At 58.1% G+C, this 20,165-nt stretch carries 20 protein-coding genes; 13 read left to right on the top strand and 7 right to left on the bottom strand.

Annotated elements, in window-relative coordinates:
* Positions 1 to 25 precede the first annotated feature (25 nt).
* On the bottom strand, positions 26 to 859 hold the full coding sequence (locus GFR01_RS01540; protein WP_063904328.1) for an EcsC family protein: 834 nt from the start codon (positions 857 to 859) through the stop codon (positions 26 to 28).
* A 120-nt stretch (positions 860 to 979) separates the two neighbouring features.
* On the opposite strand from GFR01_RS01540, the gene GFR01_RS01535 reads away from it, so the two are divergent.
* Positions 980 to 1,495 (top strand): hypothetical protein, encoded by a 516-nt coding sequence (locus GFR01_RS01535; protein WP_061511930.1) that lies wholly within the window; start codon positions 980 to 982, stop codon positions 1,493 to 1,495.
* Between the two features lie 27 nt (positions 1,496 to 1,522).
* On the opposite strand, the gene GFR01_RS01530 is transcribed toward GFR01_RS01535, so the two are convergent.
* Complete coding sequence (locus tag GFR01_RS01530; RefSeq protein ID WP_099181012.1) at positions 1,523 to 1,939, bottom strand: EVE domain-containing protein; 417 nt, start codon at positions 1,937 to 1,939, stop codon at positions 1,523 to 1,525.
* Between the two features lie 149 nt (positions 1,940 to 2,088).
* On the opposite strand from GFR01_RS01530, the gene ccmC reads away from it, so the two are divergent.
* The 12 genes from ccmC (at position 2,089) to GFR01_RS01475 (ending at position 14,324) form a co-directional block, all read left to right on the top strand.
* Positions 2,089 to 2,850 carry a heme ABC transporter permease CcmC gene (gene ccmC / locus GFR01_RS01525; RefSeq protein ID WP_099181011.1) on the top strand — a complete coding sequence of 254 codons (762 nt, stop codon included), beginning with the start codon at positions 2,089 to 2,091 and terminating at the stop codon, positions 2,848 to 2,850.
* A complete protein-coding gene (locus GFR01_RS15655; protein WP_007282605.1) occupies positions 2,847 to 3,014 on the top strand; it encodes a hypothetical protein in 168 nt (55 codons plus the stop codon). The genes ccmC and GFR01_RS15655 overlap by 4 nt, the downstream gene beginning before the upstream one ends.
* The gene (ccmE, locus tag GFR01_RS01520) at positions 3,011 to 3,514 is read left to right on the top strand and encodes a cytochrome c maturation protein CcmE (protein WP_099181010.1); all 504 of its coding nucleotides are present in this window, start codon (positions 3,011 to 3,013) and stop codon (positions 3,512 to 3,514) included. Before GFR01_RS15655 ends, ccmE begins: the two co-directional genes overlap by 4 nt.
* Before the next feature lie 8 nt (positions 3,515 to 3,522).
* On the top strand, positions 3,523 to 5,502 hold the full coding sequence (locus tag GFR01_RS01515) for a heme lyase CcmF/NrfE family subunit (RefSeq protein ID WP_099181009.1): 1,980 nt from the start codon (positions 3,523 to 3,525) through the stop codon (positions 5,500 to 5,502).
* Between the two features lie 12 nt (positions 5,503 to 5,514).
* On the top strand, positions 5,515 to 6,069 hold the full coding sequence (locus tag GFR01_RS01510; RefSeq protein WP_063904331.1) for a DsbE family thiol:disulfide interchange protein: 555 nt from the start codon (positions 5,515 to 5,517) through the stop codon (positions 6,067 to 6,069).
* The gene (locus GFR01_RS01505) at positions 6,069 to 6,527 is read left to right on the top strand and encodes a cytochrome c-type biogenesis protein (RefSeq protein ID WP_099181008.1); all 459 of its coding nucleotides are present in this window, start codon (positions 6,069 to 6,071) and stop codon (positions 6,525 to 6,527) included. Before GFR01_RS01510 ends, GFR01_RS01505 begins: the two co-directional genes overlap by 1 nt.
* Before the next feature lie 3 nt (positions 6,528 to 6,530).
* The gene (gene ccmI / locus GFR01_RS01500) at positions 6,531 to 7,271 is read left to right on the top strand and encodes a c-type cytochrome biogenesis protein CcmI (protein WP_099181007.1); all 741 of its coding nucleotides are present in this window, start codon (positions 6,531 to 6,533) and stop codon (positions 7,269 to 7,271) included.
* On the top strand, positions 7,268 to 7,552 hold the full coding sequence (locus GFR01_RS01495) for a hypothetical protein (RefSeq protein WP_063904334.1): 285 nt from the start codon (positions 7,268 to 7,270) through the stop codon (positions 7,550 to 7,552). Before ccmI ends, GFR01_RS01495 begins: the two co-directional genes overlap by 4 nt.
* Before the next feature lie 159 nt (positions 7,553 to 7,711).
* Positions 7,712 to 9,115 carry a class II fumarate hydratase gene (locus tag GFR01_RS01490; RefSeq protein ID WP_099181006.1) on the top strand — a complete coding sequence of 468 codons (1,404 nt, stop codon included), beginning with the start codon at positions 7,712 to 7,714 and terminating at the stop codon, positions 9,113 to 9,115.
* 114 nt (positions 9,116 to 9,229) lie between these two features.
* The gene (locus GFR01_RS01485; RefSeq protein WP_099181005.1) at positions 9,230 to 10,735 is read left to right on the top strand and encodes a S10 family peptidase; all 1,506 of its coding nucleotides are present in this window, start codon (positions 9,230 to 9,232) and stop codon (positions 10,733 to 10,735) included.
* 219 nt (positions 10,736 to 10,954) lie between these two features.
* Positions 10,955 to 13,102: a histidine kinase dimerization/phosphoacceptor domain -containing protein gene (locus GFR01_RS01480; protein ID WP_244902104.1), complete on the top strand. Its 2,148-nt coding sequence runs from the start codon at positions 10,955 to 10,957 to the stop codon at positions 13,100 to 13,102.
* Positions 13,103 to 13,166: 64 nt separating this feature from the next.
* The gene (locus GFR01_RS01475; protein WP_099181003.1) at positions 13,167 to 14,324 is read left to right on the top strand and encodes a GGDEF domain-containing protein; all 1,158 of its coding nucleotides are present in this window, start codon (positions 13,167 to 13,169) and stop codon (positions 14,322 to 14,324) included.
* An 87-nt stretch (positions 14,325 to 14,411) separates the two neighbouring features.
* Here GFR01_RS01475 and purF read toward each other — a convergent pair whose 3' ends face one another.
* The 5 genes from purF to GFR01_RS01450 form a co-directional block, all read right to left on the bottom strand.
* Entirely contained in the window at positions 14,412 to 15,851 is a 1,440-nt protein-coding gene (gene purF / locus GFR01_RS01470; RefSeq protein ID WP_099181002.1) for an amidophosphoribosyltransferase, read from the bottom strand.
* 25 nt (positions 15,852 to 15,876) lie between these two features.
* Positions 15,877 to 16,440, bottom strand: a complete 564-nt coding sequence (locus GFR01_RS01465; protein WP_063904339.1) for a CvpA family protein — start codon at positions 16,438 to 16,440, stop codon at positions 15,877 to 15,879.
* A 3-nt stretch (positions 16,441 to 16,443) separates the two neighbouring features.
* A complete protein-coding gene (locus GFR01_RS01460; protein WP_063904340.1) occupies positions 16,444 to 16,800 on the bottom strand; it encodes a hypothetical protein in 357 nt (118 codons plus the stop codon).
* A 13-nt stretch (positions 16,801 to 16,813) separates the two neighbouring features.
* Entirely contained in the window at positions 16,814 to 18,667 is a 1,854-nt protein-coding gene (gene thiC, locus GFR01_RS01455; RefSeq protein WP_099181001.1) for a phosphomethylpyrimidine synthase ThiC, read from the bottom strand.
* 235 nt (positions 18,668 to 18,902) lie between these two features.
* On the bottom strand, positions 18,903 to 20,120 hold the full coding sequence (locus tag GFR01_RS01450; RefSeq protein WP_099181000.1) for a PQQ-dependent sugar dehydrogenase: 1,218 nt from the start codon (positions 20,118 to 20,120) through the stop codon (positions 18,903 to 18,905).
* Positions 20,121 to 20,165 lie beyond the last annotated feature (45 nt).

Raw genomic sequence — 20,165 nt, 5'->3', positions numbered from 1 at the left:
TCTCCGCTTTCAGTCTCCCGAAAGATCAGGAGAAGGTTTCAGACGTTGCACCGGACCTCAGATCCATAGCTGCTTCATGAACGGCCCGGCCATGCGTCCGTTCCAGACGACGGATCGTAAAATGTGCCCGCGCAAGGGCACGGTAATGCGCAAGGAACGCCGAATTGAGTGACGCACCACACAGCGCACCCGCGACTGGCACCATCTGAAGCGCAAATTTCCGCGACAGGCCGATGCCATAATGGGACGCCACTTCGGAAATCAGCATCACAACCGGGCGACCCCGTAGCAGGGCGCGCGCCGAGAAGAATCCGAGTTCACCGTCTTCTTCTTCCTGACGGGCCGGAAAGGTCTTGAGCGCAAAGACTTCGAGGCAGGCCCGGCGCGTGTCTTCGTCGCGCAGATCCTCGCCTTCCTCGCGAGCGATGCGGGCGATCTCACGCATGATGGTCAGGGTCGTGAACCCGACATCGGGGGCAAGACCAAACACGCCACCAAAACCGCCGACGGCGCCCGAAATGGCAACAGCCGCCTGTCCGGCATTTTCACGCCACACATCGCGCTTGAGAGGAACATCATTCTTGATCCCGACGACTGCGACATTGAAGGCCTGTTCAATGGCGACTTCTGCCGTTTTCTGGATTTTTTCCTGAAGGCCCGGTGCGAGACCAAGCCCCTTCATACCGAGTCGCGCGGCCTGTCCGACAGCACCACCCATCAGATCCGCCAGACGGACGAGTACGCCGCGCCCCTGCTCGACGCGTGCCAGCACGGACTGAAGCTGGGCAAGGGACTCCCCGTCCAGCGCCAGTGATGCAAATTCGCTGGTCGGAAGCTGCGAGCCATTCTCTACGGTCATGACGATCAAAACTCCTGTTCGTAAGACCCGAAACCGTTTACCCGATAGCAGGTTTCATATCGCATCACGAAAGCCCCCTGCTTGACGGGTGCCACGGCCGGGTGTGGAGAAGGACATATTATGAAAACATTTTCTCGCTGGATCCTGTCTGCCCCGCTGGCGGTCAGTCTCCTCGCAACAGTCGCCACGCCGGCGCTGTCCGCTCCACATCATGCCCATCGTAGCCACAGTACGGCTGATCTGCCACAGATCCCGCCCTCAACGGCTCATCAGCTGAACAATCCACCTGAGAAAGTGCTGACACCTGCGCAGCAGGTTGCCCTGCCAGACGGCGGCGCACCGCCACCGCCTCATGGCTACACGACGGTTGAAGACTCGGAAGAAAGACTCGCAAATTACAGCGGTGAAGTCCGGACGCATCTGCCTGTCGGCATGCCAGGAACCAATGCCGAGCAGAAAACCAACGGTCCTAACAACCTGCCGTCCCATTTCAGCATTTTTGGGATGCCCGTGAAGTTCAACGCCCCCGTTACGGCACCTTATCATAGCGAAGACCTGCCACTGACCTATGCCGGGCATCCGTCCAACGGGCAGACCAACGTTCTGGTCAACGGCGACGCCTCAGATATTCACTAAGACTCAGAACTTTCAGGGTGAGGGCCATCAGGCCCCAACCCAGTCTCCGATTTTCGTCAGGTAGCGGAACTCCGGTTCCGTGACTGGCGCAACGGACAGGCGTGACTGCTTCAGAAGCGCCATGTTTTCCAGTTCCGGATCAGCCTTGATCTGGGCAAGCGTGATGGGTTTGGCGAAAGCGCCATTCGCTTTCACATCCACACAGACCCATTTCGGGTCATCGGCAGTCGGGTCCGGGTAGGCTTCTTTCACGACTTCAACGACACCCACGATCTGCTTTTCGCTCACAGAATGGTAGAAAAGCGCCAGATCCCCAGTCTTCATGGCGGCCAGATTATTACGGGCCTGATAGTTGCGAACACCTGTCCAGGGTTCGACCCCATTATGGACCTGTTCGCTCCACGAAAAGGCTTCGGGTTCGGATTTTATCAGCCAGTACGCCACGTCATTCTCCTGCGGAAAGTTCCCCTTTCGCGCTCATTTCCGTGAAACGTGATAACAGTCATAGGAACAATGGGACAATGCACCTCTTCCGATTGTGAGGGGTTCGGACTATTTCATGTAGAAATATTTCGCGGAGTTTGAGAGTTCCCGTGCGCCCTACGCCCTACCTGCTCCATCGTTATGCCAATCCGGGGCAGTTCCTGCGTCTGGCCCGTGCGCTTCAGCCGTGGCTGTCAACAGGCGCAATCATCTTCCTGACAGTCGGGATCGTGTGGGGCCTCTTTTTCGCCCCTGCGGACTGGCAGCAGGGTGAGACCGTCCGGATCATGTATGTGCATGTTCCCATGGCATGGCTTGCGTCGTCCTGTTACCTCGGTCTGGCCATCTGCGGCCTGTTGTCATTAGTGTGGCGCCATCCGCTGGCCGATCTAGCCGCCATCGAGATTGGCCCGGTCGGAGCTTGCGCCGCTGCCCTGTGCCTCATCACGGGCTCCCTCTGGGGTCAGCCGATGTGGGGAACATGGTGGGTCTGGGATGCGCGCCTAACCTCCGTTCTGGTGCTGTTTTTCCTGTATCTGGGCCATATCGCCCTGATCCGCGCCTTCGATGAGCCTGCCCGTGGGCAACGCGCCGCCGCCATTCTGGCGCTGGCTGGCGCGATTGATCTGCCCATCATCAAGTTCAGTGTGCAGTGGTGGAACACCCTGCATCAACCGGACAGCATCACGCTGACAGGTGCTCCCACCATGTCCATGACGATGCTCTGGCCGCTTCTCATCACGACCATCGGCTTCACCCTTGGTGTTGCCGCAGTCATCTTCGCCCGGCTGAGTGCCGCAATCCACGAGAGCCGGACCCGCCAGCTTATGGCACGGTCCCGGCTCAACCGTTCGGACAGGTCCGCAGCATGATGCACCTTCCCAATCACTGGCCCTATATCGCCGCAGCCTATGGTCTCACCATCGGCTGCTCGCTGGTTCTCGGCATCGGAGCGGCCCTGCGCCTGCGTCGTGCCAAAACCCGGCTGGCGGCTGTCGAAAGTCAGCTTCGCCACCGTGAAAGCTCTGCATCATGACCCGCAAGACACGCCGCCTCTGGATTGTCATTGCCTGCCTCGCCTGCATCAGTTCTGCCGCGGCTCTGACGCTGCGGGCGTTCTCGTCCAACATCGTGTTCTTCATGGCCCCCTCGCAGGTCAAGGCAAACCCACCAGCTCCGGACCGGACCATCCGTCTTGGCGGCATGGTGATGGCGGGCTCCCTGCATCGCATCACGGAAAATGGGGCTCCGGTGAACTCCTTTAACGTCACCGATGGCCAGGCTGCCGTTGAAGTGCATTACACGGGCATCCTTCCGGACCTGTTCCGCGAAGGGCAGAGCGTTGTTGCTCTCGGGACCGTTCAGAAAAATGGTGGCTTCACGGCAAGCGAAGTTCTCGCCAAGCATGATGAGACGTACATGCCCAAGGAAGTGGCCGAGGAACTGAAGCGCACGGGCAAATGGGATCCGCGCTTCGGCAAGGCGCCTGACGCTGCCAGCTGGGACACCATGACCGCCAAGAAAGCCGGAGGCTGAACACCATAATGTTCGGACCAGAACAGGGCCATTTCGCCCTGGCCCTCGCCTGTGTTCTCGCACTCATCCAGTTTGTTGTTCCCCTCTGGGGCGCCCACAAGCGCAATGCCCGCCTTGTAGCAATGGCTCCGTTTCTTGCGGTGTCGCAGCTTCTGGCGCTGGCGATTTCGTTCTTCAGCCTCATCATGTGTGCTGTCCACGATGACTTCTCGGTTCAGAACGTCGCAGCCAACTCCGCTGCGTCCAAACCGCTGCTCTATAAAATCACGGGCGTCTGGGGCAACCATGAAGGGTCCGTCCTGCTCTGGACGTTGATCCTCGGGGTCTGTGGTGCCGCTGTTTCAGCATTCGGCCGTAACCTGCCGGACATCTTGCGTGGCCGCGTGCTCGCAATTCTTGGCGGTGTCTCCGCTGGCTTCCAGCTCTTTTGCCTTCTGACCTCCAATCCCTTCGACCGTGTTTTCCCGGCTCCTATGGATGGTCAGGGCATGAACCCGCTGCTTCAGGACCCCGGCCTCGCCTTTCATCCACCCATTCTCTACACCGGCTATGTCGGCTTTGCCGTTCCGTTTGCTTTTGCCGTCGCCGCCCTGCTTGAAGGACGCGTCGATGCCGCATGGGGCCGCTGGGTTCGACCGTGGGCGGTAGCAGCCTGGTGCTTCCTCACCTGCGGCATCGCTCTGGGCTCCTGGTGGTCCTACTATGTGCTGGGTTGGGGCGGTTACTGGTTCTGGGACCCGGTGGAAAACGCGTCTCTTATCCCATGGCTGACGGGTACGGCACTCGTGCACTCCGCCATCGTCGTGGAGAAGCGAGAAGGCCTCAAGATCTGGACCGTTCTCCTGGCGATTGCGACCTTCTCATTCTCGCTGTCCGGCACATTTCTTGTCCGTTCCGGTATTCTGAACTCGGTACATGCGTTTGCGAATGATCCAGCCCGGGGCGTGTTCATTCTGGCCCTCCTCGCACTGGTCATCGGCGGTTCGCTAGCGCTGTTCGCATGGCGCGCGCCGTCCCTGACATCCGGCGGACTGTTTTCGCCCGTGTCCCGCGAAGGCTCATTGGTGCTGAACAACATCCTGCTCTGCTCCATTTGCGCCGTTGTCGTGACTGGTACGATGTACCCGCCCTTCATGCAGCTTCTGGCAGGGCGCACCATTTCAGTCGGCAAACCGTTCTTTGATGCCGCAACTATTCCCCTGACGATCCCGCTGCTTCTGGCCATGGGCGTCGGCACAGCTCTGCCGTGGAAGCGCGCACAACTCGCGCGTACATTCTCGCATCTGTTCGTGGCGGCCATCATTGCTGCTGTCGGGTTGGTGCTGTGCTTCTGGAAATTCTCCGGTGCACTGCCAATTGCCTGTGGCGCACTCGCCATCTGGGTCATAGCTGCCTCGGTTACGGACATCCTGCGCCGCGTGGGGCTGGGCCATTCCAGCATGAGCGACATGGTTGCCCGCGCCCGGAACCTGCCACGGTCCAGTTGGGGCGCTGCTCTGGCTCATATTGGGGCGGGCATCACGGTTCTGGGCCTGTGCGGCATGTCCGGCGCCCAGCATGCGATTGTAGAAATCCATGTTGGCGAGACCCGCAGTCTTGCGGGCGATGACTGGACGCTTCTCAATGTGCACGATTATGCAGGCCCGAATTATCGCGCCATGCAGGCCGATATTGCCATCCGCCACAACGGCAAACTGATCACGACGCTGCATCCGGAAAAGCGTGATTTCACCACGCAGAACCAGACAACGACGGAAGTGGCCATTCATACAAACTTCATTACGGATCTGTATGGTGTGGTTGGTGACAGACACGGAACGGGCGCAAATGCGACCTATGTGCTACGTCTGCACCGCAACCCGCTGGCTCCGTGGATGTGGCTTGGCGGACTGGTCATGGCGATTGGCGGAGCCTTCTCGCTTTCGGACCGTCGCCTGCGGGTAGGAGCCCCGAAGCGGGCCGCCGCACGGAACATGGCCCAGGCCTGAGGAGAGACACGCATGAATTCAACACGACGTGGCCTGCTGACGGCCCTTCCGATTGTTGGTGCCGGCGTTCTGGGCGTCGGGTTCTGGAAAATGCTTCAGGGCATGGAAAGTGGTGGGTTTGATCCACGCGCGGTGAAAAATCCGAATGTTGGACGCCCCATTCCGCAGTTCGCCATGCCCGGCCTTCCGGGCCTGGGAGATGGCTTTACAGACAAGGAACTCAGGGCGGAGACACGCCCGGTTCTGGTCAATTTCTTTGCCTCCTGGTGCATTCCCTGTGTTCAGGAAATGCCCGGCCTGCGTTCCATTTCCCGGAATATGCCCATCTGGGGCATTGCCTATGAAGACAAGCCGGAAAATGCGAGCGCTTTCGTTCAGCGCGACGGAACGCCTTATGCCCGTGTAGCCGCTGACCGGCATGGGCGCGTTGCCATCGACTGGGGTGTGACAGGTGTTCCGGAGAGTTTTCTCGTCGCGCCGGGAGGACGAATTCTCTGGCACGGCAGTGCGGCTCTGGACCCGCAGATTTATGATGCGGAAATCCGCCCAAGACTGGCAGGCCTGTGATGAAACGTCTTTCTGCGCTCTTGCTGGCCACAACGCTGGTTGGGGGCGGAATTGCTTTTGCCGTCGATGATCCGACGGAAATGCTTCCCAATCCTGTACAGGAAAAGCGGGCCGAAGCGATCGGTGCCCATCTCCGCTGTCTTGTCTGCCAGAACGAGAGCATTGAAGACAGCAGCGCGCCGCTTGCCCGTGATTTGCGGAAAGTCGTGCGGGAACAGGTCGCAGCCGGGAAGTCCGATCAGCAGATCATGGACTGGATGTCGGAACGCTACGGCGAATTCATTCGGCTGGCCCCTCAGTTTTCATGGTCAACCGCCCTGCTCTGGCTGATGCCGGCACTGGCGCTGGTGGCCGGTCTTGTTATTGCCTGGCGTGCGACGAAACGCCGCGTTGTCACGCCTGCGCCGCTCACGGATGAAGAGCGCGCGCGTCTGGATGCCCTGTCGGGCCGGGAGTAAGTCTTGTTCTGGTTGGGAATCCTGATTGTTGCAGGCATCGCCCTGCTGCCGGCCCTCTATGGCCTACGCCGTCTCCGCCGCCGTGTGGATGCGCGTGATTCTGCCCTCACCCTTTATCGTGGCCAGCTTGCGGAACTGGACCGGGACCGGGATCTCGGCCTTGTCAGTGGCGATGAATATGGCGCCGCACGAATCGAAATCCAGCGCAGGCTGCTCGCCGCCGATGAGTCATCTGCCGCCCCGGACCTGAATGATGGAGCATCCCGCTCCAAGCGGTTCCTGCCTGTATTGGCTGTTGGTTTCGGGATCCCACTCGCTGCGTTCTGCCTTTATATCGTGAACGGACATCCGTCTCTTCCGCCCCAGCCTTTGAGTGAGCGTCAGGTCAAGCCGGATGCAAAGGCCATGGCGATGATCCAGAAGCTCCAGGCGCAGGTGGCCACAATTCCGAAGGATAGTCCGACCTACGAGACCGGCCATGTTCTACTCGGCCAGATTGAAGCCCGGGCTGGCCTGACGTCAGAAGCGATTGCAGACTGGAAGGCCGCGCTGGATATTCATTTCACGCCAGAGCTTGCAATCCAGCTCGCGGAACTCCAGACCCAGAAGGACGGGCACATTTCTACGAACAGCCTTGATCTGTATCGCCGTGCCCTGGCGGCCGCCCCGGCTGATGCGCAGTGGCGTATCGCAGTGGAAGCGCGGATCGCCGTGGGTGAACATGAGGAGAATCACGGCCAATGATGGAACCGCTATCCAGCGCCGTTACGATCTGTCCGGTCTGTCGGCAGAAAATCCGCTCGACAGCGGAACAGTGCCCGAACTGCGGAGCGGAGCGCCATTTCGGTCCGCGCCTGATTGAATCTGGCATCTGCGCTTTTGCAGGGATGGTGATTCTGGCTGCCATTTCTAGGCTGCTGATGCCCATGTCATTGTGGACAATCATTTTCGCGGTCGTCGGTCTCTGCGCGGGCTTCCTGTTTTCTCACAACCGCTTTGGCGGTGATCGCTGGCTGGGTCGATAAGAGATTGCCCTGCGCGTTTCAGACGTACAGGTCATGACTTTTCACAATAGCCGCATCTGAATATTCCGGGTTCGATCTGAGCAGGTTTTGCCGCTTCTTCTCTTGAGGTAGGGTTCGCGCACGCATGAACCCCCGTTTTGCAGGAAAGCGCCAGACCGCATGAGCCGTATTGAAACCGATGGCATGGGCCAGATCGAGGTTGCTGATGATGTTCTCTGGGGGGCACAGACGCAGCGCTCCCTGAAGTATTTCAGCATCGGACGCGAACTGATGCCGCGCGAAATGATCGAAGCCTATGCGATCATGAAGCACGCCAGCGCCACAGCCAATGCTGCTAGTGGTCGGCTTTCGCAAAAGCGGGCAGCCCTGATCCATACGGTCTGCGACGAAATTACGAGCGGCCAGCATGACCGCATGTTCCCGCTCCATGTCTGGATGACGGGCTCCGGCACGCAGTTCAACATGAACGTCAATGAAGTCATTGCGAACCGCGCCAGCCAGCTCACTGGAAACGCCCTCGGCAGCAAAATGCCGCTGCATCCGAACGATCATGTCAACATGGCGCAGTCCACCAACTGCAACTTCCCGACCGCCATGCATGTTGCGGCAGCTCTCGGCGTTGATCGCCGCCTGATCCCTGCCCTGACGAAACTGCGGGATGCCATCGCAGCCAAGGCAGAAGAATGGAAAGATCTGGTCAAGGTGGGCCGGACCCATCTTCAGGACGCTGTTCCCATCACGCTCGGTCAGGAATGGCATGGCTACGCCGGGATGCTGACGGACAATATTGCACGGCTTGAGACTGCCCGGGACGGTCTTTTCCCGCTGGCTCTGGGTGGCACGGCACTGGGCACCGGCGTTAATACGGACCCCGGATTCGACACCTGCGCCTGCAACGAAATCGCACGCCTGACCGGCCTTGGTTTTACGGCTGGTGACAACAAGTTCGCTTTGCAGGGCGCTCACGATGCGCTGGTGCATCTGTCCGGCTGTCTGCGGACAACGGCTGGCAGCCTGTTCAAGATCGCCAATGACATCCGCCTTCTCGCCTGTGGCCCGCGCGCGGGCTTCGGGGAACTGCTCCTGCCAGAAAACGAGCCTGGCTCCTCCATCATGCCGGGCAAGATCAACCCGACACAGGCGGAGGCCCTGTCGATGCTGGCGCTTCAGGTCATGAGCAACGATGTTGCTGTTGGGCTGGGTGGAGCATCCGGCATGATCGACATGAACGTGTACAAGCCACTGATGATTCACAACATCATGCAGGGCATTACGCTTCTTCATGACGGCTCGGAGAATTTCCGCCAGCATCTGGTGGAAGGCATTCGTGCCAATGAAGCGCGCCTGAAGCAGGCTCTGGATCAGTCCCTTGTGCTGGTCACGGCTCTTTCTCCCGCTATTGGCTATGACAAGGCTGCTCAAGTTGCCCATCATGCCATGGAGAAGGATCTCAGCCCCAAGGAAGCTGCGCTGGAACTCGGTTTTATGACAGCGGAAGACTATGACCGTGTGGCTGATCCGCGCCTCATGCTTTCGCCCAACATCAAGCCAGCGCGCTCCTGACGCCTAATCTGATCCTGCATGACGAAAACTTCATGCAGGATCGGTAGCGGGGGACGAGCGGGACTGGTAGCGACAGTCTGATCCTGTAATCCTTCTTCCGGAGATGACAGACAGATGATGTCCCGTCGTGCGCTGCTGCTCGCCCTGTCCCTGCTTTCGCCAGTTTCTGCCCTGCCCGCCATGGCGGACGATGCCCCGAAGGCCCCTGCGGATAAGACAGACACAGCCAAGTCCACTGACAGCTTTACCGGTGAAGCCGCGCTGCTGCCGACCGATTCCGTTACGAAGCATCATCTGAATGGCCTTGCCTATACTGCCCATGCTGGCACGCTGACGCTTCGCGGCCCGGACGGCAAACCGACCGCCCGCATGTTTTATGTGGCGTACACGAAAGACGGTGCACCAGACGCCAAGCGTCCGGTGTCCTATTTCTTCAACGGTGGCCCGGGTGCAGCGACGGCTTATCTGAACCTGGGGGCTGCTGGCCCGATGGCCCTGACCATGCCTGCCAAAGATGCGACAGACGGTACCCATGCAACGCTGGATGACAATCCGGATAGCTGGCTTCCGTTCACGGATATGGTCTTTTTTGACGCAGTGGGCACCGGCTATTCCCGCCCGCTCGATACAGCCAAAGCTGGCGATCAGTTCTATGGTGTGAAGCAGGACGCCAGCACTTTCGCGAAAGCCATTCAGCTCTGGACGGCCAAGAACAATCGTCAGGCCGCTCCGCATTATCTGGTGGGCGAGAGCTATGGCGGGATCCGGTCCATTCAGGTCGCCAATGCGCTTCAGATGGAACAGGGCATCTTGCTGAACGGTGTCGTCATGCTGTCCCCAGCCATCGAGATGCCTCTGCTGGACACGGACGAAAATCCGCTCTCGGCAGCGCTGATGATCCCGAGCCTGATCGCTGCGCATGAAAGCCCAAACGTTACCCCGCAATCTGCGGATGCAGCATATGAATGGGCCATGGGAACCTATCTGAGCAAGGTTGCCGGCAAGCTGCCAAGCGGTGATGAGGGTAAGGCTTTCTATGCTGAAATCTCCCGCCGAACCGGCCTTCCGGAAGATGTCGTAGCACGCCAGCACGGTGTTCCGGCGATCGGATCCCATGACGTCATGTCCCGCGATGGCAAGCTGCATGGCCTTTACGACTACACGCAGACCATTGCTGATCCATCCGCTGATGGGCTGGATGAAAGCCCGGATCCCACGCTGTTTGGTTTCGGTCGCGCTTATGGCAATGCCTTCTCCGGCTATGCCGCCAATGACCTCGGATTCCAGACGCCGCTGACCTATGATCTGCTATCCTTCAAGGTGAATTCCAGCTGGAAGTGGAGCAATGGCGGCCCGGCTCCGATCCACCAGATCCCGGTTCTGAACCGTCTGCTGGCACTTGATCCCGGTCTGCGGATTTTTGTCGCCAACGGTTACTATGACCTCGCCTGCCCATTCGGGACGGCCCGCTGGATGAAGGACCATCTGACGGTTGGCGCGGATCGCGTGTCCCTGCATCTGTATCAGGGTGGTCACATGCTTTACACGCGCCCGGCCAGCCGCCACGCGCTGTCTCTGGATGTCGCGTCGTGGATGCAGCAGGACGCAATCCAGCACTGAGTCAAATTGACAACCGGTCGGAGAAAACCCTAAGGTTCACGGTATATTCCTTCCAGTTTCCTCAGCCTGGAAGCCGGATCGTGTCCTTTGCCTTCTCCTGCCGATCATCACGGGTGGGCTGCCCATCGGGGCGATTGTTGCATCTCCGCTGAGAGGGCTGTTCAGACTTTGACTTCGTCTTCGAAAAATTCTCAGCTGGGGCAGCCTCTTTCGGAAGCTTTGCTGACTGCCTGCGACCGCGAACCAATTCATCGTCCGGACGCCATTCAGCCTTACGGGCTTCTTCTTATTGCAGATGCCAATACCTTGAGGGTTCTCGGCGGCGCAGGTGATCTTGAAACCCGTCTGGCAACGGAGTGGCTAGGCCGTGCCCTGCCTGACCTGATGGGTCTGCCTGCTGAACGCTTCCATGATTTTACGCCCGCCTCTTTCAGCGATGCCCGGATCTCCGGACTACAGGGCGAGACCTTTAGCATTCTGGTGCACTCGTCAGACGGGAAGCTCCTGGTCGAGCTTGAGCCGATCCAGGAAGCGCGCCTTCTGACATGGGAAATCTTTGGCAGGATTGACGCGACGGCAGACCGTTTCGAGCGATGCCCGGATGTGGCGGAAGTCTGTCGCCACGGTGCGAAAGTTTTCAGCAGACTGACCGGCTTTGACCGGGTGATGGTGTACCGTTTTCAGGAAGATGGTGCTGGATGCGTTGTCGGGGAGCATCGTAACGAGGTCTTCCCCTCTCTCATGAACCATCATTTCCCGGCGAGCGACATTCCCCGTCAGGCCCGGGCTCTCTATCTGCGCAACCGTATCCGCGTCATTCCGACCATTCATTATGAAGCCGCCGTCATCCGACCGACTGAAGCCGGTCTCTCGGGTATCGATCTGAGCGATGTGCAGCTTCGGAGCATTTCGCCCGTTCATCTGCAATACATGGCCAATATGGGCGTGGCTGCCTCGGCGTCCATTTCACTGGTTGTAGATGGCGTATTGTGGGGCATGATTACCTGCCATAATGCAACGCCCCGCATTCTTTCCGAAGACATCCGTGCGGCCTGCCGGACGTTGGCGGGCGTCATGTCCAGGCAGTTACGGAACAAGGAAGAACTGATCACGTATCAGGAACGCCTGCGCCTCCGGAACGCCACTGAGTTCGCAACATCTCACTTTGATGCTGCAGCGTCGGTCGAGACCAATCTGCGCAATTTTGCCTCTGAACTCCGGAGCCTGTTCCCCTGCGATGGGTTTGCGGTCATCGGTACGCAGGATGTAACCGCGTGTGGGCTAACACCCGCCACGTCTGACCTGATTGCCATCCGGGACTGGCTCAGACTGGGTAGCAATGGTGGTATTTTCTGTAGCTCTTCTCTGGGAAAAGACTATCCTCCGGCAGAGAACTGGCCAGAACTCTCTGCTGGTATCATTGCCATCACGCTACCCTTCCGCTCTCCGCTGACATTGATCTGGAGCCGGGTGGAAATCGTGCAGGTCATCGAATGGGCAGGCAATCCTCATAAGGGCATTCCTGATCAGGATGGCATCCTGCATCCCCGCAAATCCTTTGCATCCTGGCAACAGACTGTCCGCGGTCATTCTCATCGCTGGAATGCCGAGCAAAAACAGGCTGCCCGTCGTCTGCGCCGGATCCTGATTGCCGATTATCAGACCCATCAACTTCGGGAACTGAATGCCACATTGACGGCGACGGTTCAGGAGCGCGAAAGCCTTCTGCAACAGAAGGATTTCCTGATCCGTGAAGTAAATCACCGCGTTCAGAACTCCCTTCAGATGGTCGCTTCCTTTCTGAAGCTACAAGCCCGCACTTCGACAAACGAGGAAACCACTCAGGCGCTTTCCGAGGCGCAGCACCGGATCGCAGCTATCGGTCTGGTTCACAGAAGACTGTATCGGGGCGACCATGTGGGTGTGGTTGATCTCAGCCGTTATCTTGAAGAACTGATGAAGGAGCTTTGCTCATCCCTGGGTGAAGCATGGGAACAGCAGCTCCGCATGTTCCTGGTTCCCGTTACGCTGTCTGCTGATCGCGCCATCAACGTAGGCCTTGTACTGACCGAACTGGTAATCAATGCCAGTAAATATGCCTATCACGGGGCAGCAGGGCCGCTACACATCACACTGTCAGAAACCGGAGACCGACTGACCCTGACAGTCTCAGACCAAGGACGCCACGACATCGACCTGAATGGCAGCGGCTTCGGCACACGCATGATGAAGGCCGTTGTCAGCAGTCTTTCAGGAACCTTGACCTACACCCCACTCCATCCAGGTCTGGAAGCAGTGATGTCTGTACCGCTTGATACTCATCCATCGGGGAACCACGATCAGGCCCCGGACGGATTATACTCGTGAGGCGCCCGTTCCCGTGAGGATGAAGACAGAACATGCGGCCTGAACGGATGCCGCTCTCCGTATCATGAGAGCCGACCCTACAACGCTGCTCGGATACAGTACGGTTCTGTTTCTCATCTTTGGTCTCTATTTCACCATTTCCGAGATTACTCACGGCAAGCACAGGAAAGCACTCTGGTATTCCGGCCCTTTTCTGGCAGCCTCAGTCTCCGGTTTTTTCTTTACCAACCCTGTCATCATTCCTGGCCTGTGGGGTCTGCGCATCGGCGCAGTGTTCATGACTCTGGCCTATGGTCTTGGCTGGCAGGCCGTACGCATCATGCTTGGTCGCCGGACCTGCCTGACAGCAGTCCTGGTTCTTTGTCTGCTATCGTTAGCAGTTTCCGCCAGTGCCACGTCAACGGGAACACGGCACATCGCCAGTTCTGTTTTACGCATGCTCATCATCACGGGATTCCATTTTCAGGCTGCACGGGATCTCTTTTGCTCTGATGAAAAACAGACTTCGGCTGAGCAGCTTTTACGCAGAATCATCGTTGCCTATACGAGCATCTATGGGGCTCTGGCGCTTTTGACGGACACCCTTCCCGAGCCTCTTGGTAGTAATCCAGCGACAGTCTGGGCCATTATCCTGTATAACTTTCTGGTCATCATTGAAGGCATCTTCATCGCCCTCGCAATGATCGCCATTCCGCGTGAACAGCTGGCCGCGAAGCATCATCTCCTGACACTTCAGGACCCGCTGACACATGCGGGCAACCGGCGGGCCATGGATGTCTGGATGGAGCAGAATGCAGCATCTCCAATCCCTTACGTAATGCTCCTTCTGGATATCGATCACTTCAAAGCCATCAATGATGGTCATGGTCATGCGACCGGGGATCAGGTCATTATTACCGCAGCGCGATCCAGTCAGAAGGTTCTTCCTCACAACGCCAGCTTCTTCAGAATTGGTGGAGAAGAGTTCGCCGTCCTTCTTCCCTTCCTCAATATCTGTCAGGCCCTGAATATTGCGCACAGTTTGAGAGCGGCCTTTGCACAGGATGTCAGGCAGATTGGCGATGGAACTCTTGCCGCCACTCTCAGCATCGGCGCAGACGTCCGGCATTCGCCTGACACTTCCTGGCATGATGTCTGGGAAAAAGCAGATGCTGCACTTTACGTCGCGAAAGGCACAGGGCGAGACGCGGTTGTCATGGGAGCCGAGGATAACACTGCGTGAAGGCTCTCAAAAAAGCCAGAAACGAAAAAAGCGCCACCCTACAAAGGGTAGGCGCTTTTTTTTGTGTGTAGCAGCAAAGAGGGCCGATCAGGACACCAGATTGCCTTCCTTGTCCACCAGTGTGATTGGATAGTCCCCTGTGAAACAGGCATCGCAATAGCGCCCAGCCCCATCTGCCCGGCTTTCATGCCCTAACGCACGGTACAACCCGTCAAAAGTAATGAAGGCCAGGCTGTCCACACCAATCGCCGCAGCCATTTCTTCCATTGTGTGGGTTGCTGCCATGAGCTTGCTCTCTTCGGGCGTATCAATGCCGTAGAAGCAGGCATGACGCGTCGGCGGAGACGTAATGCGCATATGCACTTCCGTCGCACCAGCCGCGCGAACCATATCCACAATCTTGCGGGACGTGGTGCCACGGACGATCGAATCATCCACCAGAATAACGCGACGGCCTGCCAGAACGGGTCGATTGGCGGAGTGCTTCATCTTCACACCGAGGTTCCGGATCTGATCCGTCGGTTCGATGAAAGTCCGGCCTACATAGTGGTTTCGAATGATGCCCAGCTCAAACGGAATACCACTCTCGGCGGCATAACCAATGGCAGACGGAACGCCAGAGTCCGGCACCGGAACGACAACATCTGCCTCAACAGCCGTCTCACGCGCCAGCTCAGCACCAATGCGCTTGCGGGCTTCGTAAACCGGCTGACCTTCCAGAACAGAATCCGGGCGGGCAAAGTAGATGTATTCAAAGACACAGAAGCGGCCACCCTGATCCCCGAAAGGCCTCAGAGACCGAAGACCATCCGAGTTGATGACCACGATTTCGCCTGGCTCAATATCCCGGACGTAATCTGCTCCGATAATATCGAGAGCACAGGTCTCACTGGACAGCACCCAGCCGCCGTTTCCACCCTCATGACCGGGAATGCGCCCCAGTACCAGTGGGCGCACACCCAACGGGTCACGCATGCCGATCAGACCGTCGTCCGGCGTCAGGGTAATGAGGGAATAAGCCCCCTTCACCTGCTTGACGGCATCGATGAAGCGGTCGAGCACGGTGGAATACAGAGAGATGGCAATCAGGTGGATGAAGACTTCCGTATCCGTCAGGGAATGAAAGATACATCCGCGTTTAACGAGCGCCTGCTTGAGCGTCGCGGAGTTCGTGAGATTGCCGTTATGGGCGACCGCCAGACCACCGAACTCGTAATCCGCATAAAGTGGCTGCACATTCCGCACATGCGTTCCACCCGTCGTGGCGTAACGGTTGTGCCCAATTGCAACGCTTCCCGGGAGAGTCGCCATGACGCGGCTGTCACCAAACACATCCCCAACAAGACCAAGGCCTTTATGCTGGTGGAACCGTTCGCTATCGAAACTGACGATACCGGCAGCTTCCTGCCCACGGTGCTGAAGAGCGTGGAGGCCAAGTGCCGTCAGGGCAGACGCATCAGGAACGCCCCAGACGCCGAAAACGCCACATTCCTCGTAAGGACGGTTAAGTGTATCGGAGGCGGTCATGGCGTTCGGCCTTTCCGGACTGGGTTCACAACGACGCGTCATGGCCGCTTGTGAGCGGCGATGCAAGATGTGGTTGCAAGGAATGTGGCAGATAACCTGCCATCCGTGCGGCTCCGGCCACAATATAAGGTCCGGTGACGCTTCCCTGCATCAGATAAGACGTCCAGGAACCAAAAAAAGACCCCGCCAGCAGATAAAGTGCGATGAGCATTACATATCCGCGGAGAATGCCGAAAATAGCGCCCAGTATGCGATCTATGCCCCCAAAAAGAGTGCCCCTTACCGCTGCTCCCACTCGCCCGGCCACTGTCGTCAGGACCAAAAGGATGACGATAAACAGAACGGCCGCGCTCACGCTTTCTGCCAGCCAGCTCTCATGCAGATAGATGGAAATCCAGGGCACCAGAGCGGCATGGAAACGATATGTGAGAATGACGGCTGAGGCCCAGGCAATGAGACCTGAAAGTTCTGTCGTAAAGCCGCGCGTCAGCCCCCAGAGCGCCGACAGACCAATAATGATCAGCACTCCGATGTCCAGCCGACTCAAATCGTCCGGAGAAATATGAGACAGATCTGGAAGGGAAGGCATAACTCAGGGCAGTTTGGTGGAACGGTATTGGCCGCCTTTACGGGGCCGAATGCCATTAGCACGAAGTTCATCCGCAAGGCGGATTCTTTCGCTCAATTCTGCCCAGACCTGATCGCTGTCCAAACCCCGCACTTTCCAGAGCTTTTCAAGTTGAACAAGAAATACGGCACTTTCCCGCACCAGCCCCGCACGGTCGTTGACCATGACATGCAAAACACAGTTTGCTGCCGAATTACCCAGCCTCGTTGCCAGCTTCGTGACTTTGCGGGTTTTCCGGAATGGGGCAAGGTCTTCCTTGGACGGCATCAGAACATGATGAGGGGGATGACCTGCAGACGCAAGGCCATCCCCCCGAATCATTTCGAAGTTCCTGTTATTCCGAAATCGTTTCTACTTCTTTTTGCGGCAGATAAAGCTTTCCGCCGTGCTCATGAAATGTCTCACTCATCTGCGCCATACCGTCCTGGCGTTCCGCCTCACGGCGGATATCATGGCTGATCTTCATGGAGCAGAATTTCGGACCGCACATGGAACAGAAATGTGCCGTCTTGTGCGCTTCCTTGGGCAACGTCTCATCATGGAAACTCCGGGCCGTGTCCGGATCAAGCGCCAGATTGAACTGGTCTTCCCACCGGAACTCGAACCGCGCCCGTGACAGGGCATCGTCCCGCAATTGCGCGGCTGGATGCCCCTTGGCCAGATCGGCAGCGTGCGCGGCAATACGGTACGTAATCACACCCGTTTTGACGTCAGAACGGTCTGGCAGACCCAGATGCTCTTTGGGCGTAACGTAGCAGAGCATCGCCGTGCCAAACCAACCAATCATCGCCGCGCCAATACCGGACGTGATGTGATCGTAGCCCGGCGCAATATCGGTTGTTAGCGGGCCAAGCGTATAAAACGGCGCTTCTCCACATTCCCGAAGCTGCTTGGTCATGTTGACCTTGATCTTGTGCATCGGCACATGACCCGGCCCTTCAATCATGACCTGACAGCCCTTTGCCCAGGCGATCTTCGTCAATTCCCCCAGCGTTTCCAGCTCGGCAAACTGCGCTGCATCGTTGGCGTCGGCTATTGACCCAGGACGCAGACCATCCCCCAGCGAGAAGGTGATGTCATAGCGGCGCATGATGTCGCAGATGTCTTCGAAATGCTCATACAGAAAGCTCTCGCGATGATGCGCCAGACACCAGGACGCCATGATGGAGCCACCACGCGAGACAATGCCTGTCGTACGTTTTGCGGTCAGCGGAATATGCTGAAGGCGGACACCGGCATGGATCGTGAAATAATCCACGCCCTGCTCGGCCTGCTCGATCAGCGTGTCCCGGAAAATCTCCCAGGTCAGCTTCTCGGGAACGCCATTCACCTTCTCCAGCGCCTGATAAAGCGGCACCGTCCCGATCGGGACCGGAGAATTGCGCATGATCCAGTCACGGATGTTGTGGATGTTCCGGCCCGTAGAAAGGTCCATCACTGTGTCTGCACCCCAGCGAATGGACCAGACCAGCTTCTCGACTTCTTCCGCGGCGGACGACGTCACAGCCGAATTGCCGATATTGGCGTTCACCTTCACGAGGAAGTTGCGGCCAATGATGACAGGCTCAAGCTCCGGGTGATTGATGTTCGCAGGGATCACGGCCCGTCCACGCGCAACTTCCTCACGCACGAATTCCGGCGTGATGAACGCTGGAATATCTGCCCCGAAATCCTCGCCATCCGCACGGCGCTCTTCGGCTCCGGCAGCCATTTCAGCACGGCAGACGTTTTCGCGATGGGCAATGTAAATCATCTCTTCCGTGATGATCCCCGCCTTTGCATATTCATACTGCGTGACGTGCTTTGCACCCTCACCAGAATAGACGTCATGAGGTGCAGGACAGGCCGGAACTGCCTGTGCCTCGCTGGCAAAACCGTTGTCTTCCGGCTTGACGATACGAGCGTCGACTTTCTGAAACCCCCGCTGTGCCAGCCATGCTGCACGCGGCGTCGAAAGACCTTTTTCCACATCGATGCTGACGGACGTATCCGTGTAAGGGCCAGACGTATCATAGACACGCACAGGCTCTTCATTCGCTGAAGGATGCAGGGCAATTTCGCGATACGGCACAAGAATGTCCGGGCGTCCCGGCGCTTCGGACCACTTCTTGCAAGAACCCTGGATCGGACCTGTCGTCACATGACCAACAGCCGGACCTTTATTCAGATTGTTTGGAATATCACCCATGGTCGCCCCCTTTTTCGCAGCGGGGGCAAAAGCATGGCATACCGGCAGCGCCGGTTGTGCTGTGTTTCATCACCATTCCCTCCGCCGGTTCTAACCGGATCAGGTTTCCCGAGCGCAGGATGCGCCCGGCAGGGTCGTCACACCGCAGACTTCTCAGTCCTTCAGTGACCTCTCAGCTTCTTGTGGCGAAGCTCCCCCTGGTGAGGGCAACACTCATCGCATTGGCGTCATGCTGTCAATGCGTTTCCCCGTGAGCATCACTTTTCGCGATCCGCAGAAGTGTGCCGTTGTGATCTTCAGACACCAGAAGACTGCCATCTGCCATTTCCGCAACGGAGACCGGAGCCCCCGCCGGAGAAAGCGGAGTACGCCCTTCCCAGCCCCAGACCAGCGGTTCGGGCACACCAATCGGCTCTCCACCGGCGCTGATTTTCAGGGTCATGATCCGATGACCGGTCTTCCGATAGCCATGATATGGCAGCACAAGTTGTCCTTGCAGGTCTGAAAGCGCGTCTCCTTGATAAGCCAGCAACCCAAGCGGCGCGGCATGAGCCGGAAGCAGCAAAGCAGGCTTTCCCATGCCTGCACAGGCATAATGCGGGTATTCCGGACTGGGCAGATTGTCATCAAAGCAGTAAGGCCAGCCATAGTTCGTGCCCGGACGGATCACGTCATAAGTGTCGTGAGGCAATGCCGTATCAGATAGATTGGGATCGGCCTTATTGATGGCGTCCCGTGCGTTAACAGCCGCAACCAGCGTTCCATTCGGCAGCACTGCCAGTCCCATGCTGTTGCGCAGACCCGTCGCGACCAGTTTCGCATCTTTCCAGACAATGGGCTTTGAGCCGGGATGGACGCTCACAATGCTGGCCCGTGGCGGATTTTGTGCCGTTTCAGGGCAGGCTTTTTGCGCGTTGGGCGCATCGTCGTCAGGCGTCTCGCAATGATCGGTGGCCGATCCGATATTGATGTAAAGCTGACCATCCGGTGCAAAGGCCAGCGCCGTCAGAGGATGCCTCCCCGTCTCGGGCAACCCTGTAACGACATCCCGCATTTCGGGTTTCGCCCCGGACAGATCCACGCGCACGATCCGTCCGGCCACGCCCATATAGAGTGCACCATCTGCTCCGGCGACCAGCGCACTGGGTTTATCGAGTCCTGACAGCAGGACTTCCGCAGGGGCGTGGCCATCCTGCTTTAGTCGCAGCAGCCTGCCCTGGCCTTTTCGCCAGCCTCCCATATCCAGCACGAACACATCATGCCCGATGGTCGCCACCCCGCGAGCAAATCCCAGATGACTGGCCATCAGCCCCACACACAGGCCGGCCCGCGTCTTCAAAAAGACTTTCGGGAAGCCGTCACAACTGTCCTGCGTTTGATAATCCCGCGCAGACGCAGTTCCCAAAGGAACAAGGACAGCAAGAAGGGCGGCAACTCTAAGCACGGACACCATGGGAAAGATCCTTTTCAAAGCTCTGACCGACTGACTTCATCTCTA

The sequence above is a fragment of the Gluconobacter frateurii genome (assembly GCF_002723955.1).
Classification (GTDB): domain Bacteria; phylum Pseudomonadota; class Alphaproteobacteria; order Acetobacterales; family Acetobacteraceae; genus Gluconobacter; species Gluconobacter frateurii.
Note: the sequence above shows the minus strand (reverse complement) of the source record. Positions and strands in the feature narration are given on the sequence as shown.